General features: G+C 62.1%; 22 protein-coding genes. 15 read left to right on the top strand and 7 right to left on the bottom strand.

Annotated elements, in window-relative coordinates; translation table 11 throughout:
* Positions 1-14: 14 nt before the first annotated feature.
* From OE747_RS21895 to OE747_RS21885, 3 genes are all read right to left on the bottom strand, one after another.
* Positions 15-671 carry an amino acid ABC transporter permease gene (locus tag OE747_RS21895; RefSeq protein ID WP_263830592.1) on the bottom strand — a complete coding sequence of 219 codons (657 nt, stop codon included), beginning with the start codon at positions 669-671 and terminating at the stop codon, positions 15-17.
* A 17-nt stretch (positions 672-688) separates the two neighbouring features.
* The gene (locus tag OE747_RS21890; protein WP_263830591.1) at positions 689-1,336 is read right to left on the bottom strand and encodes an amino acid ABC transporter permease; all 648 of its coding nucleotides are present in this window, start codon (positions 1,334-1,336) and stop codon (positions 689-691) included.
* Between the two features lie 207 nt (positions 1,337-1,543).
* On the bottom strand, positions 1,544-2,254 hold the full coding sequence (locus OE747_RS21885; protein WP_263830590.1) for a transporter substrate-binding domain-containing protein: 711 nt from the start codon (positions 2,252-2,254) through the stop codon (positions 1,544-1,546).
* A 203-nt stretch (positions 2,255-2,457) separates the two neighbouring features.
* On the opposite strand from OE747_RS21885, the gene OE747_RS21880 reads away from it, so the two are divergent.
* From OE747_RS21880 to OE747_RS21860, 5 genes are all read left to right on the top strand, one after another.
* On the top strand, positions 2,458-3,417 hold the full coding sequence (locus OE747_RS21880; protein WP_263830589.1) for a LysR family transcriptional regulator: 960 nt from the start codon (positions 2,458-2,460) through the stop codon (positions 3,415-3,417).
* Between the two features lie 328 nt (positions 3,418-3,745).
* The gene (locus OE747_RS21875; protein ID WP_263830588.1) at positions 3,746-4,822 is read left to right on the top strand and encodes a calcium-binding protein; all 1,077 of its coding nucleotides are present in this window, start codon (positions 3,746-3,748) and stop codon (positions 4,820-4,822) included.
* Between the two features lie 105 nt (positions 4,823-4,927).
* Positions 4,928-7,291, top strand: a complete 2,364-nt coding sequence (locus tag OE747_RS21870; RefSeq protein ID WP_263830587.1) for a hypothetical protein — start codon at positions 4,928-4,930, stop codon at positions 7,289-7,291.
* A 499-nt stretch (positions 7,292-7,790) separates the two neighbouring features.
* The gene (locus OE747_RS21865; protein WP_263830586.1) at positions 7,791-10,088 is read left to right on the top strand and encodes a calcium-binding protein; all 2,298 of its coding nucleotides are present in this window, start codon (positions 7,791-7,793) and stop codon (positions 10,086-10,088) included.
* Between the two features lie 253 nt (positions 10,089-10,341).
* Entirely contained in the window at positions 10,342-11,151 is an 810-nt protein-coding gene (locus tag OE747_RS21860) for a division plane positioning ATPase MipZ (protein WP_263830585.1), read from the top strand.
* Between the two features lie 12 nt (positions 11,152-11,163).
* Here the strand turns inward: OE747_RS21860 and OE747_RS21855 are convergent, their stop codons facing one another.
* Positions 11,164-12,405 carry an adenylate/guanylate cyclase domain-containing protein gene (locus OE747_RS21855; protein ID WP_263830584.1) on the bottom strand — a complete coding sequence of 414 codons (1,242 nt, stop codon included), beginning with the start codon at positions 12,403-12,405 and terminating at the stop codon, positions 11,164-11,166.
* 68 nt (positions 12,406-12,473) lie between these two features.
* Positions 12,474-12,926, bottom strand: coding sequence for a MarR family winged helix-turn-helix transcriptional regulator (locus tag OE747_RS21850; RefSeq protein WP_164130220.1), 453 nt, complete (start codon positions 12,924-12,926; stop codon positions 12,474-12,476).
* Positions 12,927-12,984: 58 nt separating this feature from the next.
* Between OE747_RS21850 and hmgA the strand changes: the two genes are divergently transcribed.
* The 8 genes from hmgA to maiA all read left to right on the top strand — a co-directional run bounded on the left by hmgA (position 12,985) and on the right by maiA (position 20,431).
* Positions 12,985-14,340 (top strand): homogentisate 1,2-dioxygenase, encoded by a 1,356-nt coding sequence (hmgA, locus tag OE747_RS21845; RefSeq protein ID WP_263830583.1) that lies wholly within the window; start codon positions 12,985-12,987, stop codon positions 14,338-14,340.
* A 72-nt stretch (positions 14,341-14,412) separates the two neighbouring features.
* Positions 14,413-15,666 carry a fumarylacetoacetase gene (gene fahA / locus OE747_RS21840; RefSeq protein WP_263830582.1) on the top strand — a complete coding sequence of 418 codons (1,254 nt, stop codon included), beginning with the start codon at positions 14,413-14,415 and terminating at the stop codon, positions 15,664-15,666.
* A gap of 7 nt (positions 15,667-15,673) precedes the next feature.
* A complete protein-coding gene (locus OE747_RS21835; protein WP_263830581.1) occupies positions 15,674-16,033 on the top strand; it encodes a VOC family protein in 360 nt (119 codons plus the stop codon).
* Positions 16,034-16,036: 3 nt separating this feature from the next.
* A complete protein-coding gene (locus tag OE747_RS21830) occupies positions 16,037-16,987 on the top strand; it encodes an MBL fold metallo-hydrolase (RefSeq protein WP_263830580.1) in 951 nt (316 codons plus the stop codon).
* Between the two features lie 180 nt (positions 16,988-17,167).
* Positions 17,168-18,781: an FAD-dependent oxidoreductase gene (locus OE747_RS21825; protein WP_263830579.1), complete on the top strand. Its 1,614-nt coding sequence runs from the start codon at positions 17,168-17,170 to the stop codon at positions 18,779-18,781.
* 5 nt (positions 18,782-18,786) lie between these two features.
* The gene (locus OE747_RS21820) at positions 18,787-18,981 is read left to right on the top strand and encodes a DUF2783 domain-containing protein (protein ID WP_164130231.1); all 195 of its coding nucleotides are present in this window, start codon (positions 18,787-18,789) and stop codon (positions 18,979-18,981) included.
* A 5-nt stretch (positions 18,982-18,986) separates the two neighbouring features.
* A complete protein-coding gene (locus tag OE747_RS21815; RefSeq protein ID WP_263830578.1) occupies positions 18,987-19,532 on the top strand; it encodes a VOC family protein in 546 nt (181 codons plus the stop codon).
* A 257-nt stretch (positions 19,533-19,789) separates the two neighbouring features.
* A complete protein-coding gene (gene maiA / locus OE747_RS21810) occupies positions 19,790-20,431 on the top strand; it encodes a maleylacetoacetate isomerase (RefSeq protein WP_263830577.1) in 642 nt (213 codons plus the stop codon).
* Between the two features lie 12 nt (positions 20,432-20,443).
* On the opposite strand, the gene OE747_RS21805 is transcribed toward maiA, so the two are convergent.
* Positions 20,444-20,998: a thioredoxin family protein gene (locus OE747_RS21805; protein ID WP_263830576.1), complete on the bottom strand. Its 555-nt coding sequence runs from the start codon at positions 20,996-20,998 to the stop codon at positions 20,444-20,446.
* A gap of 133 nt (positions 20,999-21,131) precedes the next feature.
* On the opposite strand from OE747_RS21805, the gene speB reads away from it, so the two are divergent.
* Positions 21,132-22,091 (top strand): agmatinase, encoded by a 960-nt coding sequence (speB, locus tag OE747_RS21800; RefSeq protein ID WP_263830575.1) that lies wholly within the window; start codon positions 21,132-21,134, stop codon positions 22,089-22,091.
* Between the two features lie 85 nt (positions 22,092-22,176).
* On the top strand, positions 22,177-22,509 hold the full coding sequence (locus OE747_RS21795) for a DOPA 4,5-dioxygenase family protein (protein ID WP_263830574.1): 333 nt from the start codon (positions 22,177-22,179) through the stop codon (positions 22,507-22,509).
* A 4-nt stretch (positions 22,510-22,513) separates the two neighbouring features.
* Here OE747_RS21795 and OE747_RS21790 read toward each other — a convergent pair whose 3' ends face one another.
* A complete protein-coding gene (locus OE747_RS21790; protein WP_263830573.1) occupies positions 22,514-23,359 on the bottom strand; it encodes a GNAT family N-acetyltransferase in 846 nt (281 codons plus the stop codon).
* Between the last annotated feature and the right edge of the window lies 1 nt (position 23,360).

The raw sequence follows: 23,360 nt of genomic DNA, 5'->3' as shown, positions 1-23,360 counted from the left end.
ATGGGCCTCTTGTGTCAGCGAGAGATGGAAATGCGGCGCTCGATCTTGCGCTGCACCCATTCCATGCAAAGATTGATGACGTAGTAGAATGCGGCGGCGAGGATGTAGAACTCGAAGGGACGATATGTCTTGCCGATCACCCTTTGCGCCGACAGCGTCAGTTCGCTCACCCCGATCACCGATACCAGCGCGCTGTCTTTCAGCAGGGCGATCATGTTGTTGCCGATCGGCGGAATGACGTCGCGCACCGCCTGGGGGATCACCACCTTGCGCAGGGCCTGCCCCCGGCTCAGCCCCAATGTGCGGGCCGCTTCCATCTGGCCCTTGTCCACCGCCAGAATCGCCGTCTGGATCAGTTCCGAGTTATAGACGGCAAAATGCAGCCCCAGCCCGATGATACCGGCGACAAAGGCAGGCAGGTCGATCCCGATCTGCACCAGTCCGAAATAGATCAGGAACAGTTGCAGCAACAAAGGAGTGCCCATGAAGACCCATTCGATCAGACGGAACGGCTGGCGAATGATCCAGGGCGCATAGAGGGCGGTCACCGCAAAGATGATACCACCGACAAAGCTCAACAAGGCGGCGGCGACCGTGATCCCGATGGTCCAGGCAACACCCAACAAGATGATGTCCAGATATTTGGGAACAATGGAGAAATCGAGGCCCATCTGTCTGCCCTCTCCGATCAGGTGATCTGGACTTTGCGATCCAGCCAGGCAACGCCGCGGCCGGTCGCGTAGATGATGATCATGTATAGAACCCCTGCGAGCAGGAACATTTCGAACGGCTTGTAGGTCGAGCCGATATAGCGTTGCGCGGTGTAGGTCAGTTCGACCACCGCAATCGCGGCGACCAGCGCGGTCGCCTTGATCAGCATGTTCAGGTTCACGCCAAGCGGGCGCACCATCAGGCGTGCGGCCTGCGGCAGGATCACCTTGTAGGTTGCCTGCCAACTGCTGAGCCCAAGGGTGCGTGCCGCCTCGCGCTGGCCCTTGTCGATGGCGATGATTGCCCCGCGGATCGTTTCGGTCATATAGGCGCCCGCGTTGATGCCCAATCCGATGACACCCGCTTCGAACGCGTCAAGCTGAATGCCGATCTGCGGGCCGCCAAAATACAGAATGAACAACTGGATAAGCGCGGGGGTTCCGCGAAACACGCTGACATAGGCGGCGCCCGCGAACCTCAGTATCGCGTGACGCGACAGCCGCGCGGCGGCCCCGAGTGTGCCACAGATCAACCCCAGGATGGCGGTCAGGACCGAAAGCAGAACGGTGACCCACGCGGCCTCCAGAAAGAAGGGATAGACCTTCATCATCAGTTCCAGGTCCATGTCTCACTCCTTTGGGTTTCCGGCCGGGATCTTGCCGGGCCGCTCTCGCGTGACATCACTCTATCTTATGGAACCGGCGGTCGCACCGACGTTCCGGCGCGACACAAGACGCGTCAGAGGCCGGATGATCGGGGGGGGGCCTTGGCGATCTGGTCGGAACATTGCAGCAGAAACTCCCCGCCGCCCGGGCGGCGGGGATAGGACGCCTTAGCGAATGTCTGCGCCAATCCACTCTTTGGCAATGGCCAGATAGGTGCCATCGTCCATCATGGATTGCAGGGCTTTCTGCATTTCCGCCGCCAGCTGCGGGTTGCCTTCGCGAATGGCAATGCCGGCACCAAAGGGCTCTGTGGTCGGATCCGCGAACATCTCGAACGCCTGGCCCTTTTCGGTCATCGCCAGAATGGCCGCGATCGAGTCGTTCACGATGGCGTCGACCCGTCCGTTTTCAAGCTCCAGCAGCAGCTCGGGCAGGCCCTTGTAGGTGTTGATGTCATAGCCCTTTTCGCGCGCCCAATCCTCGTGGGTTTCCCCAAGCGTCAGGCCGACCTTCTTGCCCTTCAGATCGTCAAGGCTGGCAATGCCCGAGCCCGGCTTGGTGAAGATCGCGCGCTTGTCCGAATAGTAGGGCCCGACAAAGTCGACAACTTCGTCGCGTTCCGCCGTAATCGTCATCGACCCGACGATGGCGTCATACTTGTTCGCCAGCAGGCCACCGATGATCCCGTCCCATGCGGTGGTTACGATTTCCGTTTCCAGCCCCATCCGCTTGGCGATCTCGGTGCCGATGGCCGGGTCGAAACCGACAACCTTGTTTTGATCGTTGACGAAATTGAACGGAGGATAGGCGCCCGACATCGCGATGCGGATCACGCCTTTTTCTTTCAGTGTGTCCAGCTCTTCGGCGGCAACAGTCATGCCGAATGCAGCAAGACCGATAGCGGCAAATACAGATTTCAAAATGGTACGGCGAGCAGTCATTTCGTTCTTCTCCCTGGTAATGTCACGCTATCGGCCTGTTCCGGCACCGCGCTGCGGAATCGTCCGCACTGGCAAAAACCTTGCATGGCACTCAATATTGCGCAAATAGATATTAAGTATCTTCAATATAGATGAAATCTATGCTTGAGCCGCACAAACACCGCTTCCCCTGGAACCTCGACTGGAATCTCTTGCGCACCTTCATGGTCGTGGTCGAACAGCACGGCATATCCAAGGCGGCCGACTTTCTCGGCTTGAAACAGCCAACCATCTCGGCGGCGCTCAAGCGGCTTGAACAACACGCGGGGCAGACGCTTGTGGTACGGAAACCCAACGAGTTTTCGGTCACGCGGGCGGGTCAGGTTCTGTACACGGAATGCGCCAAGATCTTTGGGTCGGTGTCGCAGCTCCCTTCGCTCCTGGACGCGGCCCATGCCGAGCTGCGCGGCCACCTGACGATTGCGACAACCAGCCATGTGATTTCGGATCATTTCGACGATTTCCTGAACAGCTTCACCAAGGCCCATCCCAATGTGACCTACTCGTTTTCAGTTTTTGAAAGTAACGAGGTCGAAACGATCGTCTCGCAAAACCGGGCAAGCTTCGGGCTTTGCCTGCTTTCCAAACCTCCCAAGAATCTGGAAACCCTGGTGCTGTATCGCGAGTATTTCGGGCTGTATTGCGGGGCACGCCATCCGCTGTTCGGGGTGAAAGAGATTGATCCGGCCGATCTCGAGGGCGAGCCTTTCGTCGCGTTTCAGACCGAGGCCGAAGGCGGCCCCCTTGCGGCCACATCCAGACTGCGCACACGCCTCAGGCTGGCCGATAGCTGGCGTGGCGTTTCTTCCAGCTTGAATGAAATCCGGCGCATGATCATGGCGAATGTCGGCATCGGGGCACTACCGCTGCACGTCGCCAAGCAGGACGTCGCCGCCGGACGCCTCCGGCAATTGCCGCCATACGACGACCTGCCGCTGGTAAACATCTATTTGGTCAGCAATCCCGCCCGTCGCCAATCTGACGCCGAGGCCACGTTTCTCTCTGCCTGTGCCGCGGAACTCTCTGCAATTGACATCGACAAACGGACATATGGTGCATAAGGGGCGCCTTTGCGCAAAGCGGCGACAACGTGGTCACCGGCTCGGCCTGATCCGACCTGATCTTCGGCGGCGCGGGCAACGACGCGGTGCAGGATCAACGATAGCGAACAATTGGTGCACTCAGGACACACTATTGGGTGGTCACGACCGAGCCTGTTCATACAAATAGAAAAATTGCTATGTTTCCCGGGATCAAGGCAAAGGAACGGCCTTGGCCGAGCCTTTCAGAGTTGATCTGGTTAATCTAAGGAATTCAAAGACATAAGGGGGGAATGACATGCCGGAGCTAAGTTTTCGAGGACATCTTCCGTGGCTGGCAGAGAATTTCGTGGACTTGCTCAGGTATCATGGAATTACCTCCCTCACGGCAGAACCCGGCCTGGCCAAGATCGGTTCGATATTCAGTGAAGGCGTCGATATCATCGGCAGCGGCGTAGATGCGCCCGATTCCGGTCCTGCGTTCCTGACCGGGCAAATCGAGAGCTTCTTTTATTACACAGCGACCTTTGGCGAGTATATCCACGACCCGCTGATCATCACGAAAAGGATCGAGATCACCGGTCTTTCCCTGGATGCATCGACCCTGTTCGATCTGCTTGATCGCACCGAGGGGAGCATCGCCAGGGGGCGACTTCAATCCGAGGTTCTCGACCGGGTCCTGAATGAAGAGCCATGGGTTGTCACAGGCGACGACACCTATGACGACATCGCCGAGCCCAGCGAAGAGTTCCGCTTCCTCGGCAATGACCGATTGATTGGCCTTGGTGGCGATGACACCCTCAACGGAGGGGATGGGCTCGACACGCTGAATGGCGGCGACGGGAATGACCACCTCATCGGAGGAACGTCCATCCAGGACCTGCGCGACATCCTCTATGGCGGAGACGGCGCGGACAGTATTGACGGTGGCTATGGCAATGATCTTGCATTCGGCGGCAATGGCAATGACACGATCGCCGGTGGCTTCGGCGTGGATGAGCTGCAAGGTCAGGACGGCGACGACGTGATCACCGGTTCGGCCTTCTCCGACCTCGTGTTCGGTGGCGCCGGGAACGATTTCGTCAATGGCGGCTTCGGCTCCGACCGGATCAACGGCGGCACTGGCGCGGACAAGTTCTTTCACGTGGGGGTCGAGGGCCATGGTTCCGACTGGGTGCAGGACTTTGGCGCAGCCGAAGGCGACATGCTGCTGTTCGGAAACGAAACAGCCACCCGCACACAGTTCCAGGTCAACTTCGCCCATACCGCAAATGCCGAAGGCGAACGGGCGGGCGACGACGACGTGATGGAGGCGTTCGTGATCTACCGGCCCACGGGTCAGATCATGTGGGCGCTGGTGGATGGCGCGGGCCAGTCCAGCATCACCCTGCAGATCGGCAGCGATCTGTTCGACCTGCTGGGCTGAGCCCGCGCCGCGCCGGCATGCCCGGCGCGCCCGGCGGACCGGTTTGGTAATCGCGACCGCCCATGTTACCCTCGGGCATTATCAAATGCTTGAGGAGGGAGAAACGTGGCGGGATATCTGCTTTTCTCGGCGGATGACGGGTCGGAAGGGCGCGAAGCCTTCGTGACCCAGCTTGGCAGCCGGACGGTCACCCAGATTGTCATCAACCCGGGACCGGGCGACGCCTTGTCGGTCTTCGACTCCTACGCCGCGGCGATTGGCGACACGGTGGTTTTCTGGGCCAGCGAAGAAACCGGCGGCTCCGAGCTCTGGCGTCTCGATGGCGTGAACGCGGCGTCTCGGGTCGCCGACATCCATCCCGGCACCGGCAATGCCGACCCGACCGAGATCCGCGCGATCAACGGCACCTTCTATTTCTCCGCCTTGAACCCGGACCTGGGCGGCGAGGTCTGGGCAAGTGACGGTACCGCCGACGGAACCCGGGCGCTGCGCGACATCAACCCGGGTCCCGGCAGTGGCGCCGGTCAGTTTTTCACGGCCTTCCAGGACGGGCTTCTGTTCCGGGCCAATGACGGCAACGGGCTGGAACTGTGGCGCAGCGACGGCACCGAAGCCGGAACCCGCCTGGTCAAGGCCCTGATCCCCGAAAGCCCCAATCAGAGCGGCGTCACCTTCCTGGAAGAAACCGGAACCGCCGGGCCGCACATGTATTTCAGCGGCAAGACCACGGAATTCGGGATCGAGCTCTGGCGAACCGACGGCACGGCGGACGGTACCGTGCAAGTCGCCGATATCGCGGGCGGATCGACGTCCGGTTCCCCGAACGACATAACCGTTCTGGGCGACACGGTCGTGTTCAGCGCCTACGGGGGGTTCCGGCCCGGCGCCAGCGGTGGCCGGGAACTCTGGGTCAGTGACGGCACCGAGACCGGTACCCGACTGCTGGTCGACATAAACCCGGGCCTCGAAGGCTCCGACCCGGCCGAACTGACGCGGCTGGGCAACAGGATCATCTTCGAGGCCGACGATGGCACCACCGGCGAGGAAATTTGGATCACCGACGGCACCGCGTCCGGCACCGTCCAGCTGGCCGACCTGACCCCCGGCAACACCGATTTCGTGGGCGAGCGCGAATTCACCCCCATCGGCGACGGCAGCCGCGTCGTGTTCCGCGCCAATGACGACCGGGCGACGGGCAATGACCTCTGGATCACCGATGGTACCCCCGACGGCACCCGGATGCTGGCGGAAAATGTCTCCGCGGGCGGTCTCTTCGCGGCGGGCGACTATGTCTATTTCAACGGCGGCGGCGAGCTTTGGCTGACCGACGGCACGCCTGCAGGCACGTTCGAAGTGGCCGACATCAACACCGACATTTCCGATATCATCACCCGGGGCCGCTCCGACCCGATCGCGCTGGTGGCCTTTGGCACCGAAAACCGCGCCCCGGACGCGCCGGTGTTCTTCGCCGCGACTATCGGCAATGACGCGGCACCGGGAACCCGCGTCGGCACCGTCGGCCTCAGCGATCCCGACAATCAGGCGCTCACCCTTGCGCTCACCGATGACGCGGGTGGACTTTTCGCGCTCGATGGCCGCAACCTCGTTCTGGCCGCCGGTCTGGCCGGGGCAACCGCCGCAGAGGTCACCCTGCGTGTCACCGACGGTGCGGGCGGTGCGCGTTCCGAAACCATCGCGCTGACATTCGAGGATGTCGCGCCCGCGGGCCGGACCATCACCGGCTCCGACACGGCCGAGGTCCTGACCGGAGACACCGGAGACGACACCATCCTGGGCCTCGATGGCAACGACCGGCTACTCGGCGAGGCGGGCAATGACAGTCTTGATGGCGGGCTCGGCGCCGATACGCTCAACGGCGGCGATGGCGATGACACCCTCATCGGCGGCCCGTCCGAGGATGACCTGCGCGACGTGATCTATGCGGGCGAGGGCAATGACAGCGTCGATGCGGGCGCGGGCAATGACCTCATCTTCGGTCAGGGCGGCAACGACACTATCGCGGGCGGCTTTGGCGTCGATGAGATCCAGGGGCAGGACGGGGATGATGTGATTACCGGTTCCGCCTTCTCGGATCTGGTCTTTGGCGGCGCCGGGAACGATTTCGTCAATGGCGGCTTTGGCCATGACCGCATCAATGGCGGTTCGGGCGCCGACAAGTTCTTCCATGTCGGAGTCGAAGGCCACGGGTCGGACTGGGTGCAGGATTACAGTTCTGCCGAGGGCGATGCCCTCCTGTTCGGCAATACCGCCGCCACCCGCGCCGATTTCCAGGTCAACTTCGCCCATACCCAGAACGCCGAAGGTGAGCGTGCGGGCGACGATGCGGTGCAGGAGGCTTTCGTGATCTACCGCCCGACGGGTCAGATCATGTGGGCGCTGGTGGATGGCGCGGGGCAGTCGTCGATCAACCTCCAGATCGGCAGCGAGGTGTTCGACCTCTTGGCCTGAGAAGCTGATACCTGATAACTTGGATTGGAAGAAGTTCCAATCTCCCTGCCTAAGTAGACTTGACACTAAGATCTGCCCTTTTTCACCTCAAGGGCGCTTGGGAAGGCTGCGATCCGAAAGGGCAAATGCCTCTGCCAACCCGGGCTTCTTGTGCCAAGAGCCGTTGCAAATACCCCTGACAAGCTTCCTGTTCATTCTCGTAGACGTTCCGGCACAAGCGCTGGGCATACTCAATCAGTGCGTACTGAACAACCGGCATGAACTCTTCGTGCCCTTGGACGGAACAGGCTTACGGCGCGCGCCAAGGGCGGTTCCGGATCGGAACCTACGGCCTGATCGGACAACGTTGGCGATCCCCGGACAAAGGTCCGTTTCTGGCCTGCTAGCAGGCTGTCGGGACGCCTGAATGAAGTCGATTGACACGAACTGGGGGGCGCGCCTAGCGTCACGCTGATCGGGCCCAAGTCCGGCAACCCGAGACTTTTCAAACGGGTTGATCATGACATCCTTCCAGATCGAATCCACAGCCGATGCGTTCTTCGTCCAATCCGTTCAGGCCTTGGTGAACGGCGGCTTTGCCGCTTTGCTGGCCGGGATTGATGCCGCACCAGAGCAATTGGCCGTCTTTGGTGCTGGACCCGACGGCAGTGCATCGCGGATCGATGCCGACATTATCCTTGCACATAGGGCCATTTCGATGGTCGAGCGCGACGGCGGCGGCTTTGCCGTGCTGTCGCAGATCAACGATTCCTCCCCGGACAGCGGTCGAACCCACGCAACTCTGTTCGACGCATCCGGCAATGAAACCGGTGCGTTCATCTTGCCGGCCAGGATCTTTCTGGGCAGTTTGGACCCGCAACCGAATTTCTCGGCCATTCCCGGCAGTCCCGACCTGTGGCTGAAAGGCTTTGACGAAGCGGGGTTCTTTATTTCCCGGGTCGACAGCGAAACGCTCAGACCGCTCGATCCGCCCGTCCTGCTGCGCACCCAAGCCCCGAGTTTCATCCTTGATGGCGGGTTCGGACTGGTCGCTCCCTTCAGTTTCAGCGGCACACGTGGCGAGTTGATCGAAGCGACCTCCTTCACCACGGAAGATGGTCTTGTGCCGACCTACGCCAATCCGAGGAATGTCGATTTTTCGTCAAGTATCAAAACCGCTGCGGGCAACTCGGTTGTCGAGGTAGGCATCACGCGCGAGCGCCAGAGCATTACCGAGGGCGGCAACATTCTTGGCAGCATCCAGATCAATCTGATCGAGCCGGACTCCGGCGCGATACGGACACTGACAAACGATTTTCTCGGGTTCGGGTTCGTCGAAGCCAGGGTGGTCGAGGTGCCCGGTCTTGGCTTTGCCGTCCTTGTCGTTATCGAGGGTGGCCCCAGGGGTACGTCCGGGATCATCGACGCAGCAGAGGTGATCTTTTTCGATTTCGATGGAAACGAACGCGGAAGCGCGGTCATTTCCGACCTCGTGGGCCAGAGAACCACGGGGTTGGGTGGCACGTTCACGTTCACGGCCCTTGTCGATCCGCTGCACCAGAACTTGCGGTTTCTCACCGTCTGGTCGCCAACCGACGAAAGCGGAAACCTCCTGGCCGCGCGCGGCACGATCACCACGCTCGCGCCGACGCCCTTCGGCGAACAGGTCGGCTTCATGCAAGAGGGGACCGCCTACGGCGATTACCTCACGGGTCTGGCGATGAGCGACGTCATTTCCGGTGGGGACGGACCCGATACGCTCGATGGCAATGGCGGCGGCGATGTGCTGGACGGCGGCGACGGCGTTGACTTCCTCGATGGCGGCGACGGCGACGACGTGTTGCGGGGTGGCGCAGGTACGGACATTCTCTTTGGCGCTGAGGGCAATGACAGCCTGTCGGGTGGCGACGGCGATGACAGGCTCATTGGCAGCAGCGGCGACGATACGCTCAATGGCAATGGCGGCGGCGATGTGCTGGACGGCGGCAACGGCGTTGACTTCCTCGATGGCGGCGACGGCGACGACGTGTTGCTGGGTGGCGCAGGCACGGACATTCTCTTTGGCGCTGAGGGCAATGACAGCCTGTCGGGTGGCGACGGCGACGACAGGCTCATTGGCAGCAGCGGCGACGATACGCTCGATGGCGGCGATGGCGACGACACCATCACGGGCGACGGCGGCAATGATCTCCTGAACGGCGGCGACGGGGCCGACAACCTCGTCGGTGACGACGGCGACGACACGATCATTGGCGGCGACAGTGAAAGCGATCTGCGAGACGTCATCTTTGCCGGGGAGGGTAACGACAGTGTGGATGGCGGCCACGGCAACGACCTGATCTTTGGCATGGGCGGCAATGACACCATTGCTGGCGGAGCCGGGGCTGATGACCTGCGCGGGCAAGATGGCGACGATGTCATCACCGGCTCTGCCTTTTCCGACATCATTTTCGGGAATGCGGGGAACGATTTCCTCAACGGCGGATTCGGGTCCGACCGCATTAACGGAGGCACCGGGGCCGACAGGTTCTTTCACGTCGGCGTCGCGGGCCACGGCTCGGACTGGCTGCAGGATTACACCGCAGCCGAGGGCGACGTGCTGCTGTTCGGCATCGCCTCTGCCACCAGGGACCAGTTCCTGGTTCAATTCAACCACGCAGCAAACGCCGAAGGCGAACGCTCGGGCGACGATACCATTGCGGAAGCCTTCGTGACTTTCCGCCCCACCGGCCAGATCATGTGGGCGCTGGTCGATGGCGCGGGGCAGTCCAGTATCAACCTGCAAATCGGCTCGGAGGTGGCTGACCTGCTGGCCTGACTCTTGCCTGTGATGCGGCGGCAGGCCCGGACCGGGCCTGTACAAAACGGTCAATTCCTCCTGTGGCACAGGGACAAAACGGCCAATTTGCCGTACAAAACCGGTTTTTTTGGTCCTTGCCCTCGTGACCCGGCCCGCGGAACCGGTCCGGGCACGTCAAGGCAACGTGACCGCTTCCCTTCCCAACACCCACAACATATAGTGCGCTTCAACACCGGGGGAGCAACTGCTCGGAGATCAGGGGACGCAGGCAATGGCGCATATCATCGTCGTCGGCAACGAAAAGGGCGGTGCCGGAAAATCCACCGTATCCATGCACGTCGCCAGCGCCCTGGCGCGGCTGGGGTACAAAGTGAATACCCTCGACCTCGACCTGCGCCAAAGAAGCCTCGGCCGCTACTTTGAAAACCGGGCGGCGTTCCTGAAAAGCTCGGGACTGGACCTGCCATCGCCGACAAACCATGATCTGCCCGAGATCGACGCTGCCGCGCTGAAGCCGGGTGAGAACGTGTTCGATCACCGGCTTTCGGCTGCCGTATCGCGGCTGGAGGCAGACAGCGATTTCATCCTGATCGACTGCCCTGGCTCGCATACCCGCCTCAGCCAGGTCGCGCATTCACTTGCCGATACGCTGGTTACGCCACTCAACGACAGCTTTGTCGATTTCGACCTGCTGGCTCGTATCGATTCCAACGGTGAACGGATCCTCGGACCCTCGGTCTACTCGGAAATGGTTTGGAATGCCCGTCAGCTGCGCGCCCAGGCCGGGCTGAAGCCGATTGACTGGGTCATCGTACGCAACCGGGTCGGGACCCAGCGCATGGTCAACAAGGAGAAGATGGAGCGCGCGATAGAGATGCTGGCCAGCCGCATCGGGTTTCGCATCGCACCCGGCTTTTCCGAGCGCGTGATCTTTCGCGAGCTGTTCCCGCGTGGGCTGACCCTGCTCGATCTCAAGGATATTGGTGTCAAGCAGCTCAACATCTCGAACATCGCCGCCCGGCAGGAGCTGCGCGACATGATGAAGGCGCTCAAGCTGCCGGGTGTCGAGATCGACTTCTGATCCGGTGCGCGGCTATTCGCACGGCGCGCCTTCGTAGATCGTGAACAGTTCCTGCGGCTCGGAAACGCCACGCAGCATGTAGCGGCCCAGGCTGACCAGGTCATGCCCGGTCGGCTTGGCAAACCGTGCCACCGGTTCGGACAGGATGATGTTTCGACCAACCGACCTGTGAAGTCCCGACAGGCGGACCGTGAGGTTCACGGCCGGGCCAATCACCGTGAAGTCGAGCCGGTTGTCGGCACCGATATTGCCATAGAAGATCTCTCCGGCGTGCAGCGCCAGGGTGACGCTGGTTACCGTTTCTCCGCGCGCCAGCCGCGTCTCGTTGACCTCCGCCATACCCCGGCGCATCTGAACCGCCGCATCAAGCCCCGCTGCAGCGGAGCGTTCCGGCGTTTCGAGGTTGAACATCGCCAATATCCCGTCACCCAAGAACTTGAGGATATTGCCGCCATGCCCCTGGATCACTTTGACCGCCATGCCGAAATACTCGTTCAGCATGGCAATCAACTCAGGGCCGGGGGTGCGCTCGGTCAGCGCGGTAAAATCCTTGAGATCGAAGTAGCACAAGACCGCGTCGATCTGCTGAAGCGAGCCGCGCTGGATCTCGCCCGACAAAACCCGCCGCCCCGCGTCGCGCCCCAGATAGACCTGAAGCAGGTCGCCCGCCATCTGTCGGTTGGCCGCCGATTTCAGCGCCAGCGCCAGTTGCGGCAGCGAAGCGCGCACCAAATCTAGGTCCGCCTCGGCAAAGCCCGCCGACCCGTCACTGGACCACGAGATCAGCACGCCCTCAGGCGTATTTTGCGGGTCGATCTTTTCGAAGGGCACGCGCTTTTCAAGGATGACACCCGCCGCGAAGTAATCGGTGGCCCCGTTGGCGCGCAGCTCATTCAATATGGGAAAGCGGCTTTCTGCGTTTGTCTCCAGCAGGCGCTCGCGATACTCGGTCTCGCCACTGTCGAGCAGATGATAGAGCGGGCTGCGCAACCATGCCTCGATCGGGGTCTCGGAATACCCGTATTTGTCGCTGGACACGCCCCGGTCGCGATACCAGTTGTACCCAAGCCCTCCGTATTTGGGATGAAAGGCGCTTTGGGCGACATGCAGGCGGTAAAGGGGCACGCCAAGTTCGAGTAGGCGTTCGCAATATCCGTGCAGCAACTCGTCTTGCCGCGCGCCTTCCAGCCCGCGTTGAACCAGCCAGTCCTGCAACTGCCCTGCGGTTGCCTGTCTTGCATCACCGTCACTCATCACATCGCTCCTGTATCGGCCACAGCCGATATGGTATCGCCACAACCCGCACCACAGACCGCAACGGATCAATCCATTCCGGCCAGACGCCGCAGCATCATCCTGAGCAGGGCCGCTTCACCCTTGGTGAAATGCGCCGCCATCCGCTCGTCATACCGCTCGGCGATACCGCGAAGCTCCCGGTAGACCGCCTGCCCCGCCGCCGTCAACGCCAATTGCTCGGATCGCCGATCTGCCTCATCACGTGTACGTGTAAGGTATCGACGCTGCGCCAGCTTGGCCACGGCGCGGCTGACCTTGGTCTTGTGAATCAAGGCGCGTTCGCCAATCTGCTTGGCCGTCATTTCGCCGTGCGTGCCGAGGTGAAACAACACCCGCCACTCTGTACGCAGCATGCCATAGCGATTCTTATAGATCTGCTGAAACTCGAGCGAACTCTGTTCCGCCGCCTGATTCAGAAGGAAAGGCAGGAAATTTCGCAGATCGAAGTCATCATTTTCGGGTATTTTGGTCTTTGTCATGCTTGTTAGTTACAAAATCAACTATTATCCGACAAGTAGCAAACGGAGGAACGCGCGAATGAACCGTCCGATCGACCCGCATCAACTGACCCAGGCGGCCACCACTGTCGGCACAACCGAGGGTTACATGCCCGGCTGGGGCAACGATTTCGAGACCGAGGCGCTGCCCGGCGCCCTGCCCCAGGGCATGAACAGCCCGCAGAAATGCAACTATGGCCTTTATGGCGAACAGCTGAGCGGCACCGCCTTTACCGCGACCCGCCCCGAGCGAACCTGGTGCTATCGCATCCGGCCCTCGGTCAAGCATTCGCACCGCTATGAAAAGATCGACCTGCCCTATTGGAAATCGGCCCCCTGCATCGACCCCGATGTGATCAGCCTGGGCCAGTACCGCTGGGATCCGGTGGCGCATTCGGGCGCGGGGCTGACTTGGCTCACCGGCATGCGCACCATGACCACCGCAGGGGATGTGAACACCCAGACCGGCATGGCCAGCCATATCTATCTGGTCACCGAGTCGATGGTGGACGACTATTTCTTCTCCGCCGACAGCGAGCTGCTGGTGGTGCCGCAAGAAGGCCGGCTGCGTTTTGCCACCGAGCTGGGCATCATCGACGTCGAACCCAAGGAAATCGCCATCCTGCCGCGCGGCCTCGTCTACCGGGTCGAGGTGCTGGAAGGCCCTTGCCGTGGCTTTGTCTGCGAAAACTATGGCCAGAAGTTCGAGCTGCCGGGCCGTGGCCCGATCGGCGCAAACTGCATGGCCAATCCGCGCGATTTCAAATCGCCGGTGGCGGCGTTCGAGGATCGCGAGGCGCCCTCGACCGTGACCGTGAAATGGTGCGGCCAGTTTCACACCACCAAGATCGGTCACAGCCCGCTGGACGTGGTGGCCTGGCATGGCAATTACGCCCCGGTCAAATACGACCTGCGCACCTATTGCCCGGTGGGCGCGATCCTGTTCGACCATCCCGATCCGTCGATCTTCACCGTTCTGACCGCACCGTCGGGCGTGCCGGGCACCGCCAATATCGACTTTGTCCTGTTCCGCGAGCGCTGGATGGTGATGGAAGATACCTTCCGCCCGCCGTGGTATCACAAGAACATCATGTCCGAGCTGATGGGCAATATCTATGGCCAGTACGACGCCAAACCGCAGGGCTTTGTTCCCGGCGGGATGAGCCTGCACAACATGATGCTGCCGCACGGGCCGGACAAGGAAGCGTTCGAGAAGGCGTCGAACGCCAATCTCGGCCCCGACAAGCTGGACCAGACCATGTCCTTCATGTTCGAGACCCGTTTCCCGCAGCACCTGACCGAATTCGCCGCCAAGGAAGCGCCATTGCAGGACGATTACATCGACTGCTGGACCTCGCTGGAGAAGAAATTCGACGGCACCCCTGGCAAGAAATAGGCTGCGGCTGAGGGGCCCGGATTTTTCTACGAAAAATCTCGGCCCTGCCCGTGACATGCGTTTGGAGACAACATGCCCCTTTTGAAATCCTGGGTGGCTTCGGCCAATAGCGCCAATCACCCGTTTCCGCTGAACAACCTGCCCTATGGCGTCTTCTCGACCGGCGAGGACGAACCCCGTTGTGGCGTCGCCATCGGCGACATGATCCTCGACATGGCCGCCGCCGAGGCCGAGGGCCTGATCGCGCTGACCGACTACCCGCTGTTCGACGTGCCCTATTGGAACGATCTGATGGAGGAAGGCCCCGCCGTCTGGGCCGCCCTGCGCGAACGTCTGACCGCGCTGCTGTCCAAAGGGTCGAAAGAGCAGGAGGCTATCGAACCGCTGCTTGTGCCGATGGCCGAGGCCGTGCTGCACATGCCGCTGGTGGTTAGCGAATACACCGACTTCTATGCCGGTCGTCAGCACGCCCAGAACATGGGCGCCATCCTGCGCGGTTCGCCCGATCTGCCGGCCAACTGGCTGCATATCCCGATCGGCTACAACGGCCGCGCCTCTTCGGTCGTGGTGTCGGGCACGCCGATCCATCGCCCCAACGGCCAGACGAAGGCCCCCGATGCCGAGATGCCGTCCTTTGGCCCCTCGAAACGGCTCGATATCGAGCTGGAAATGGGCGCCATCGTCGGCACCGGGTCCGAGTTCGGCCAGCCGATCACGGTGGACGAGGCCGACGCGATGATCTTTGGCTATGTGCTGCTGAACGACTGGTCGGCGCGCGATATCCAGGGCTGGGAGTATCAGCCGCTGGGGCCGTTCCAGGGCAAGGCATTCGGCACCTCGATCAGCCCATGGATCGTGACGGCGGCGGCGTTGGAGCCGTTCCGCGCCCCCACCCCGCCGCGTGAGAAAGAGCTGTTGCCCTATCTGAGCGGCAGCAAGGACGGGCTCTACGACATCGAGCTAGAGGTTCTGATGCAGCCCGAAGGCGCCGACCGCGCTTCGGTCATTGCCAGGACCAACTATAGCCGCATGTATTATTCGGCGGCCGAGCAGCTCTGCCATCACGCCATTGGTGGCTGCGCGATGAATGCGGGCGATCTGTTGGGCTCCGGTACCATCTCGGGGCCGGAGCGCAGCGAATTCGGCTCGCTGATGGAACTCAGTTGGGCCGGGCGCGAGCCCTTCACGCTGGAGACCGGCGAGACTCGCGGCTTTATCGAGGATGGCGACACGCTGACCCTGCGCGGCAATGCGCGCGGCGACGGCTATACCGTCGGCTTTGGCGATTGCGTGGGCCAGATCCTGCCCGCCAAGACCTGGGGCTGAGCCGCCCATGACCCTGGCCCTCGACCATATCCAGATCGCGATCCCCGCCGGGGGCGAGGACGCGGCGCGCGCCTTCTGGTGCGCGGGTCTGGGTCTGGTCGAGATCGCCAAGCCCGGTGCGCTGAAGGCGCGCGGCGGGCTGTGGCTGGCGCTCAATGGCGCCGAACTGCATCTGGGGTTGGAGCCCGATTTCACCCCCGCACGCAAGGCCCATCCGGGCTTTGCCGTCATTGACATAGACACCGTCGCCGCGCGGATCGAGGCCCTTGGCCAGAGCCCGCGCTGGGACGACACAATCGAGAACCGCCGCCGGTTCTTTGCCGAAGACCCCTTTGGCAACCGGCTGGAATTCCTGGAAAGGGACTGACACATGGCCAAGGTATTCGCGTCGCAGGGCGACATGAGCGAGAAGAAGATCAGCTTTACCGAGGTGGGTGAAGGGCTCTACGCCTTTACCGCCGAGGGCGACCCCAATTCCGGCGTCATCATCGGCGATGACAGTGTGATGGTGGTCGAAGCGCAGGCCACTCCGCGCCTGGCGCAAAAGGTGATCGACTGTATCCGCGAGGTCACCGACAAGCCGATTTCCCATGTGGTGCTGACCCATTATCACGCCGTGCGCGTGCTGGGCGCCAGCGCATTTGGCGCGGGTCAGGTGATCATGTCCGACACCGCCCGTTCGATGGTGGTGGAACGCGGGCAAGAGGACTGGGACAGCGAGTTTCAACGCTTTCCGCGCCTGTTCGAGGAGCATGAGAGCATTCCGGGCCTGACCTGGCCCACCACCACATTCTCGGACAGCATGACCGTCTACCTGGGCAATCGCCGGGTCGACATCATGCATCTGGGCCGCGCCCATACGGCGGGTGACGCGGTGATCCATGTACCGGATCAGAACGTGATGTTCACCGGCGATATCGTCGAATATCACTCGGCCTGCTATTGCGGCGACGGGCATTTCAACGACTGGGGCAATACGCTGGACAACATCGCCTGGTTCGATGTGGACGCGATTGCGCCGGGACGCGGCGATGCGCTGGTCGGCAAAGAGATGGTCAACGCCGCCATCGAGAACACCCGCGATTTTGTACAGAGCACCTATCGCCCGGCGGCACGCGTCGCCGCGCGCGGCGGCTCGCTGAAAGAGGCCTGGGACGCCGTGCGCGCCGAATGCGATCCGAAGTTTGCCGATTACGCAATCTACGAGCATTGCCTGCCCTTCAACGTGGCGCGCGCCTATGACGAGGCGCGCGGCATCGACACGCCGCGCATCTGGACCGCCCAGCGCGACCTGGAAATGTGGGAGGCCCTGCAAGGCTGACCCAAAGGGGGCGGCCGCCAGTGCGGAGGAGCCCCCGACCGGTCGATATTGATCCAGATCGTGTCGCGCCGGGTGAACTAATGAGACGATGTGACAAGACCTCTGGCGGGTGCCCGGCAGAGGACGGGAGACTTGCGCCCTCGGCCTGCCGGGTGCGCCCAGACCTGGGAGGAGAGACCCATGAACAAAATCTTCGAAGTTCCACTCTATGCCTATGAGCGCAGTCCCGATCAGGACGCGTCCAGCCCGGTGCGCCACAAGGTGATCGTGATCGGCGCAGGGCCCATCGGGCTCGCCGCCGCCATCGACCTTGCCCAGCAGGGGATCGAGGTCGTGGTGCTGGATGACAATGACAAGGTCAGCTTTGGCTCTCGCGCGGTCTGCTATGCCAAGCGCCCGCTGGAGATCCTCGACCGGCTCGGCTGCGGCCAGCCGATGGTCGACAAGGGGGTCGAATGGAACCTGGGCAAGGTGTTCTTTGACGACCGGCAGGTCTATGACTTCAACCTGCTGCCCGAAGGTGGCCACCAGCGCCCCGCCTTCATCAACCTCCAGCAATACTATTTCGAGGAATACCTGGTGAACCGGGTCCGCGAATTGCAGGAGGCCGGCGCCCCCATCGAAATCCGGGGCCGCAACAAGGTCGAGGCGATCGGCACCCATCCCGACCATGTCAAGCTGGAGGTCGAGACACCCGAAGGCTCGTACACCGTCGAGGCCGACTGGCTGATCGCCTGCGATGGCGCAGGCTCGCCGGTACGCTCGATGCTGGGACTCGATTTCGTGGGCCGGGTGTTCGAGGACAACTTCTTGATCGCAGACGTGATCATGGATGCCGGATTCCCGACCGAGCGCTGGTTCTGGTTCGATCCGCCCTTCAACCGGGGCCAGTCCGCCCTGCTGCACAAGCAGCCCGACAATGTCTGGCGTATCGACCTGCAACTGGGCTGGGACATCGACAAGGAGCGCGAAAAGCGCCCCGAGAACGTGATCCCGCGCCTTAAGGCAATGCTGGGCGAGGATGTGCAGTTCGAGCTGGAATGGGTCTCGATCTACACGTTCCAGTGCCGCCGGATGGAGAAGTTCCGCCATGGACGGGTGCTGTTTGCGGGCGACGCCGCGCATCAGGTTTCACCGTTTGGCGCGCGTGGTGCCAACTCCGGCCTGCAGGATACCGACAACCTGATCTGGAAACTGAAACTGGTGATGGAGGGCAAGGCGCCCGAAAGCCTGCTCGACAGCTATGATATGGAGCGGATCCACGGCGCGGATGAGAACATCCTCAATTCGTCGCGTTCGACCGATTTCATCACACCTAAATCCGAGATGTCGCGCATCCTGCGCGATGCGGTTCTGGACCTGAGCGAGCAGTATGAATTTGCCCGCCCGCTGGTGAATTCGGGCCGCCTGTCGGTGCCTTGCACCTATGACGGCTCGCCGCTCAACTCGGCTGATGCGCTGCTAGATGGTCCGGCGCGCACGCGTCCAGGCAGCCCCTGCCCCGACGCGCCGCTGGACGAGGGGTTCCTGCTGCCGAAACTGGGCGACAGGTTCATTCTGCTGACCATCGACGCCGATGCCCCCGACCTGATCGAGGAAGACGGGATCGAGGTCACGCGCCTGGCGCTGTCGGTCAAGGACGACCCGACGCTGGAGCTGAAGCGCCGCTATCTGGGCGACAATGACAGTGCGGTCTATCTGATCCGGCCAGACCAGCATGTCGCCGCACGCCGCCCCAACTATGACGAAAACCAGTTCCGGCATGCGATCCGCCGGGCCACCGGCAAGGAGTGACACCCATGTCCGATCTGATCCTGACCCCGAACATCAACGGAGCCGATGACTTCTACGCCGAACTGTTGGCGGCGCACGAAGGGCTCGACAAGGCACAGAGCGACGCGCTGAACGCGCGCCTGGTTCTGGTACTGGCCAACCAAATCGGCGACCGGGCCATCCTGACCCAGGCCATTCAGGCCGCCGCCCTCAAGGAGTGAGCAACATGAAAATCGAGAAAATCCACCACGTCGCCTATCGCTGCAAGGACGCCAAGGAAACCGTCGAGTGGTATGGCAAGATGCTGAACATGGACTTCATCCTGGCGATTGCCGAGGATCATGTCCCTTCGACCCATGAACCCGATCCCTATATGCACCTGTTCCTGGACGCCGGCGACGGTAACGTTCTGGCGTTCTTTGAACTGCCGACCAAGCCCGAGATGGGCCGTGATCCGAACACGCCGATCTGGGTCCAGCATATCGCCTTCAAGGTCAAGGATCGCGAGACGCTGATCGAGTTCAAGGAGCATCTGGAGGCCAATGGCGTCGAGGTTCTGGGCGTCACCGATCACTCGATCTTCCACTCGATCTATTTCTTCGATCCGAACGGCCATCGCGTCGAACTGGCCTGCCCGGACCCCGAGGAAGAAGCGCTGCTGAAGCGGATGGACGAGGTCAAGTGGGACATGCTGGAAGAGTGGTCGCGCACCAAGAAGGCACCGCAACACGCGGCCTGGCTGCATGCCAAGGAACTGAACAAGAGCGTCTGAGGCGAACCCTCGACCAAGACCGGGCCCGGTGCTGCGCACCGGGTCCTTTTGGCGCGCAAAGCGCGCCCGAGCCAAGGACGCCGTGAAAGCGGTTAACGCTGCGACGGCAACCGCCCCGAGCATTTTCGAACCAATCAGGGCCGCCTTTTCGGAAATGTCCCGAGAATGCCGAAGGCGTGGCAGGGCATTTCCGATTCAGGTTGTTCGAAAACTGCTCTAGTCTAGTATCGCCCTGCCCCAGACAGGAAAGACGCCCCATGTCCGACATCACTCTCTATGACTACTGGCGCTCGTCGGCCAGCTACCGGCTGCGCATCGCGCTCAACCTCGCGGGCATCGCCTACACCGCGGTTCCAGTCGATCTGGTCAAGGGCGAGCACCGCTCAGAGGAGCATCTGGCGCGCAATCCGCAGGGGTTGGTGCCGGTGCTTGACATCGACGGGCTGCGGCTGACCCAGTCGCTGGCGATCCTCGATTATCTCGATCAGACCCGTGGTCTGGGACTGGTGCCCGCCGACCCGGCAGGCCGGGCGCAGGTGCAGGCGCTGGCGCAGGCAATCGCGGTCGATATCCACCCGGTCTGCAACCTGAAAGTCGCACGCCATGCCACGCAGCTCAGCGGCGGGGCCGAGGGCATGCCCGGCGACTGGATGCGCCATTTCATCCGCCCCGGGCTGCAAGCCTTCGAGACGATGCTGGCCGGGTTCGAACAATCGCCCTATTGCTGCGGCGACACACCCGGGTTGGCCGATATCTGCCTGATGCCGCAGATCTACAACGCCCGCCGGTGGGAGGTGGATATCAGCGACATGCCGCGCCTTCTGTCGGTGGAAACCGCGTGCAACGGGCATCCGGCCTTTGCCGCAGCCCATCCCGACCGGCACGCGCCTGCCGGTTGATCAAAAGCGGCCTCAGGCCGCTTTCCATTTGATCGAGCACCCCATCGACGGGATCTGATCGCTGGGTCCGCGCCCGGTTTCGGCTACCTGTTTCATCGCCTCGAACAGGTCACGCCGCAGGTCTGCCGGCCCAGCGGTATTGCGCGAGGCATCGAGCCGGCCGCGATACTGCAACTCCATCGCGCTGTTGAAACCGAAGAAATCCGGCGTGCAAGCCGCCCCATAAGCCCGCGCGACTGACTGATCCTCGTCATGCAGATAAGGGAATGAAAACGCCCGTTCCGTCGCCATTTTCTTCATGTTCGCGAAACTGTCGGCCGGATAAGCCTCTGCATCATTCGAACAGATGGCAATTACCCCGACGCCCAGCGCCTGCAAATCGCGCGCGTCGCGCAGGATGCGGTCCAGCACGGCCAGAACATAGGGGCAGTGGTTGCATATGAACATGACCAGCGTTCCCGCCTCACCGGCCAGGGCGGAGAGGCTGTGGTTTTGCCCGTCGGTGCCGGGCAAAGTAAAATCCGGGGCTTTCCAGCCAAAGTCGCATACCGGCGGTGTTGCAGCCATCTTCAGCCCTCCCATGGTTCCCGACGCCAGTAAACCCTTGCCGCCCCCAAAGCGTCAACGGTCGTGGTTGGCGCTGGACAAGGGCGGCTCCGATCCGCTTACTGGCAGAGACTGTAAGCAAGGAGCGCGGCATATGGCCAAACATGGCTATGACGGTGGGCGGCTGAACCTGCCTTTCGTAGGTATCTGTACCTTCGGCAAGTATCCCTATGTCGAGGATTGGGACAATATCGACGCCGATGCCGCAATCCTCGGCGCGCCGTTCGATTTCGGGGCCCAGTGGCGGTCGGGCGCACGCATGGGGCCACGCGGCATCCGCGAAGCCTCCACCCTGTTTTCATTCGGCCATGCCGGTGCTTATGACTTCGAGGATGACGTCACCTATCTGGACCCGGCCAAGGTCCGTATCGTTGATATCGGCGATGCCGATATCGTGCATACCGACACGATGAAGAGTCACGCCAATATCGAATTCGGCGTTCGCAAGATCCTGCAGGCAGGCGCCTTACCGGTAGTGCTGGGGGGCGATCATTCGGTCAACATCCCCTGTATCAACGCCTTTGACGATCAGGATCCGATCCATGTGGTGCAGATCGACGCGCATCTCGACTTCGTCGATGAACGGCACGGTGTGCGCTATGGCCATGGCAACCCGATGCGGCGGGCGGCGGAGAAGCCCTATGTCACCGGGCTGAGCCAGATTGGCATCCGCAATGTCTCGTCCACGGCAAAGGACGGCTACGAGGCCGCGCGCGCCATGGGTTCGGATATCCAGTCGGTGCGCCATGTCCGCCGGATGGGGACCGAGGCGATGCTTGCCCGGATCCCTGCGGGCGTGCGGTATTACCTGACCATCGACATCGACGCCTTCGACCCCTCTATCGCGCCGGGAACTGGAACGCCCAGCCATGGAGGGTTCCAGTATTACGAGGTGCTTGAGCTGATCGACGGGCTGGCCCGGAGGGGCGATATCGTGGGCATCGACCTGGTCGAGGTGGCCCCGGACTATGACCAGACCGGCAGCACCTCGATCCTGGCGGCGCAACTGTTGATGAACACGCTGGGTCGGGTGCTGCACCACCGAAAACGCTGAAAGCGCACAGGTGCGGTTCGTCTGTACGGGATTGCAGGCACACTTTCGCATCGGCAGATTGCCCTAGATGAAACAGGAGACACCGATGAACCAGTCCATCACCGGCTATCATGCCCATGTCTATTTCGACGCCGACAGCGAGGCGATCGCCCGGCAGGTCTGCGAACAGGCAGCGCAGCTGTTTCCGGTGCAGATGGGCCGGGTTCACGCTCGGAATGTCGGCCCGCATCCGCGCTGGAGCTGCCAACTGGCCTTTGGCCCGGACGCCTTCGACCAGGTCGTGCCCTGGCTGATGCTGAACCGGCAGGGATTGACCATATTTGCTCATCCCGAGACCGGCGACGAATTGCGCGATCATCGCGACCGCGCCATCTGGATGGGCGAGATGCTGGATCTGGACCTGTCGCTGTTCGACTAGGCGCTCAGCCCAGTTCCATTGTGGCAATCGCCTGCAATCCCGGACCCGTCTGTGGGACCGTACCGCGATACATCCGGGCCGTTGCAAATGGCACGGTAAACCCGGCACCTTCCAACGCGCGGCGCAGCGCCGTATTGGCCTCGGGCAAATCGACAATCAGCGGGTCATTCGGACGCTCAGCGGCGATATCCGCGATCAGGTCCAGCGCTGCGGACGTGCCCGGCGCTATGACGGGGCCGATCTTGGTTCCTTCGCGACAAGCCCGCCATGTGGCAAAGCCGACGATCTCGCCGTCCTTTTGCAACACCCGCGTGGCCCGCTCGGGCTGGCCTGGTGCCAACCAAGCGTTCAGGAATGTCGGGCGGCTGAAGCCACCGGCAGCGGCATCGAGTTCGATCAGCCGTAGCATGTCCGACAAGGCCGCTGACCGTATCTCAGGTGACCGGGCCGACGGCCAAAACCCTTCGTGCCGCAGGCTGGCCCCGGTGCGCACAAAACCCGACTTGGCATAGTTCGCCTCTTGCGCTGCCACGCCATCGAGACCGACAGACCGCGCGCCCGCGTGTTCCAGCGCATGGATCCATGTCGCCAGCCCGATCCCCCGCCCCCGCCAGTCGGGCCGGCAGAGATAGAGGCCCAGAAAGGCGTTATCGGCATCGTGGTTGACCACCGAGATCGCCGCGACTGGCTCGCCTTTGACCCGCGCCAGAAAGAACCCCCGGCTGTCTGCGGCATGAAATGCCCGCGCGTCATCCAGCCCGGGGTTCCAGCCTTCGGCCGCCGCCCAGTCCAGAACCATGTCGAGGTCCGCCAGGCTCATCGGGGCGATATCAAGTCCGGGCAAGGCCATG

Origin of the sequence: Ruegeria aquimaris (assembly GCF_025751555.1) — a bacterium.
In the GTDB taxonomy this organism is placed as follows: Bacteria; Pseudomonadota; Alphaproteobacteria; order Rhodobacterales; family Rhodobacteraceae; genus Ruegeria_B; species Ruegeria_B aquimaris.
The sequence above is the reverse complement of the archived record's forward strand: the minus strand, read 5'-3'. Positions and strand labels throughout refer to the sequence as shown.

What these genes read in the sequence shown, in the direction of transcription:
- OE747_RS21865 (WP_263830586.1), top strand. Translation starts at nt 7,791, where the DNA reads ATGACATCCTTCCAGATCGAATCCACAGCCGATGCGTTCTTCGTCCAA.
- OE747_RS21855 (WP_263830584.1), bottom strand. Translation starts at nt 12,405, where the DNA reads ATGAGTGACGGTGATGCAAGACAGGCAACCGCAGGGCAGTTGCAGGAC.
- OE747_RS21790 (WP_263830573.1), bottom strand. Translation starts at nt 23,359, where the DNA reads ATGGCCTTGCCCGGACTTGATATCGCCCCGATGAGCCTGGCGGACCTC.
- OE747_RS21820 (WP_164130231.1), top strand. Translation starts at nt 18,787, where the DNA reads ATGTCCGATCTGATCCTGACCCCGAACATCAACGGAGCCGATGACTTC.
- OE747_RS21835 (WP_263830581.1), top strand. Translation starts at nt 15,674, where the DNA reads ATGACCCTGGCCCTCGACCATATCCAGATCGCGATCCCCGCCGGGGGC.
- OE747_RS21805 (WP_263830576.1), bottom strand. Translation starts at nt 20,998, where the DNA reads ATGGCTGCAACACCGCCGGTATGCGACTTTGGCTGGAAAGCCCCGGAT.
- OE747_RS21895 (WP_263830592.1), bottom strand. Translation starts at nt 671, where the DNA reads ATGGGCCTCGATTTCTCCATTGTTCCCAAATATCTGGACATCATCTTG.
- fahA (WP_263830582.1), top strand. Translation starts at nt 14,413, where the DNA reads ATGCCCCTTTTGAAATCCTGGGTGGCTTCGGCCAATAGCGCCAATCAC.
- speB (WP_263830575.1), top strand. Translation starts at nt 21,132, where the DNA reads ATGGCCAAACATGGCTATGACGGTGGGCGGCTGAACCTGCCTTTCGTA.
- hmgA (WP_263830583.1), top strand. Translation starts at nt 12,985, where the DNA reads ATGAACCGTCCGATCGACCCGCATCAACTGACCCAGGCGGCCACCACT.
- maiA (WP_263830577.1), top strand. Translation starts at nt 19,790, where the DNA reads ATGTCCGACATCACTCTCTATGACTACTGGCGCTCGTCGGCCAGCTAC.
- OE747_RS21825 (WP_263830579.1), top strand. Translation starts at nt 17,168, where the DNA reads ATGAACAAAATCTTCGAAGTTCCACTCTATGCCTATGAGCGCAGTCCC.
- OE747_RS21815 (WP_263830578.1), top strand. Translation starts at nt 18,987, where the DNA reads ATGAAAATCGAGAAAATCCACCACGTCGCCTATCGCTGCAAGGACGCC.
- OE747_RS21890 (WP_263830591.1), bottom strand. Translation starts at nt 1,336, where the DNA reads ATGGACCTGGAACTGATGATGAAGGTCTATCCCTTCTTTCTGGAGGCC.
- OE747_RS21880 (WP_263830589.1), top strand. Translation starts at nt 2,458, where the DNA reads ATGCTTGAGCCGCACAAACACCGCTTCCCCTGGAACCTCGACTGGAAT.
- OE747_RS21830 (WP_263830580.1), top strand. Translation starts at nt 16,037, where the DNA reads ATGGCCAAGGTATTCGCGTCGCAGGGCGACATGAGCGAGAAGAAGATC.
- OE747_RS21885 (WP_263830590.1), bottom strand. Translation starts at nt 2,254, where the DNA reads ATGACTGTTGCCGCCGAAGAGCTGGACACACTGAAAGAAAAAGGCGTG.
- OE747_RS21795 (WP_263830574.1), top strand. Translation starts at nt 22,177, where the DNA reads ATGAACCAGTCCATCACCGGCTATCATGCCCATGTCTATTTCGACGCC.
- OE747_RS21860 (WP_263830585.1), top strand. Translation starts at nt 10,342, where the DNA reads ATGGCGCATATCATCGTCGTCGGCAACGAAAAGGGCGGTGCCGGAAAA.
- OE747_RS21850 (WP_164130220.1), bottom strand. Translation starts at nt 12,926, where the DNA reads ATGACAAAGACCAAAATACCCGAAAATGATGACTTCGATCTGCGAAAT.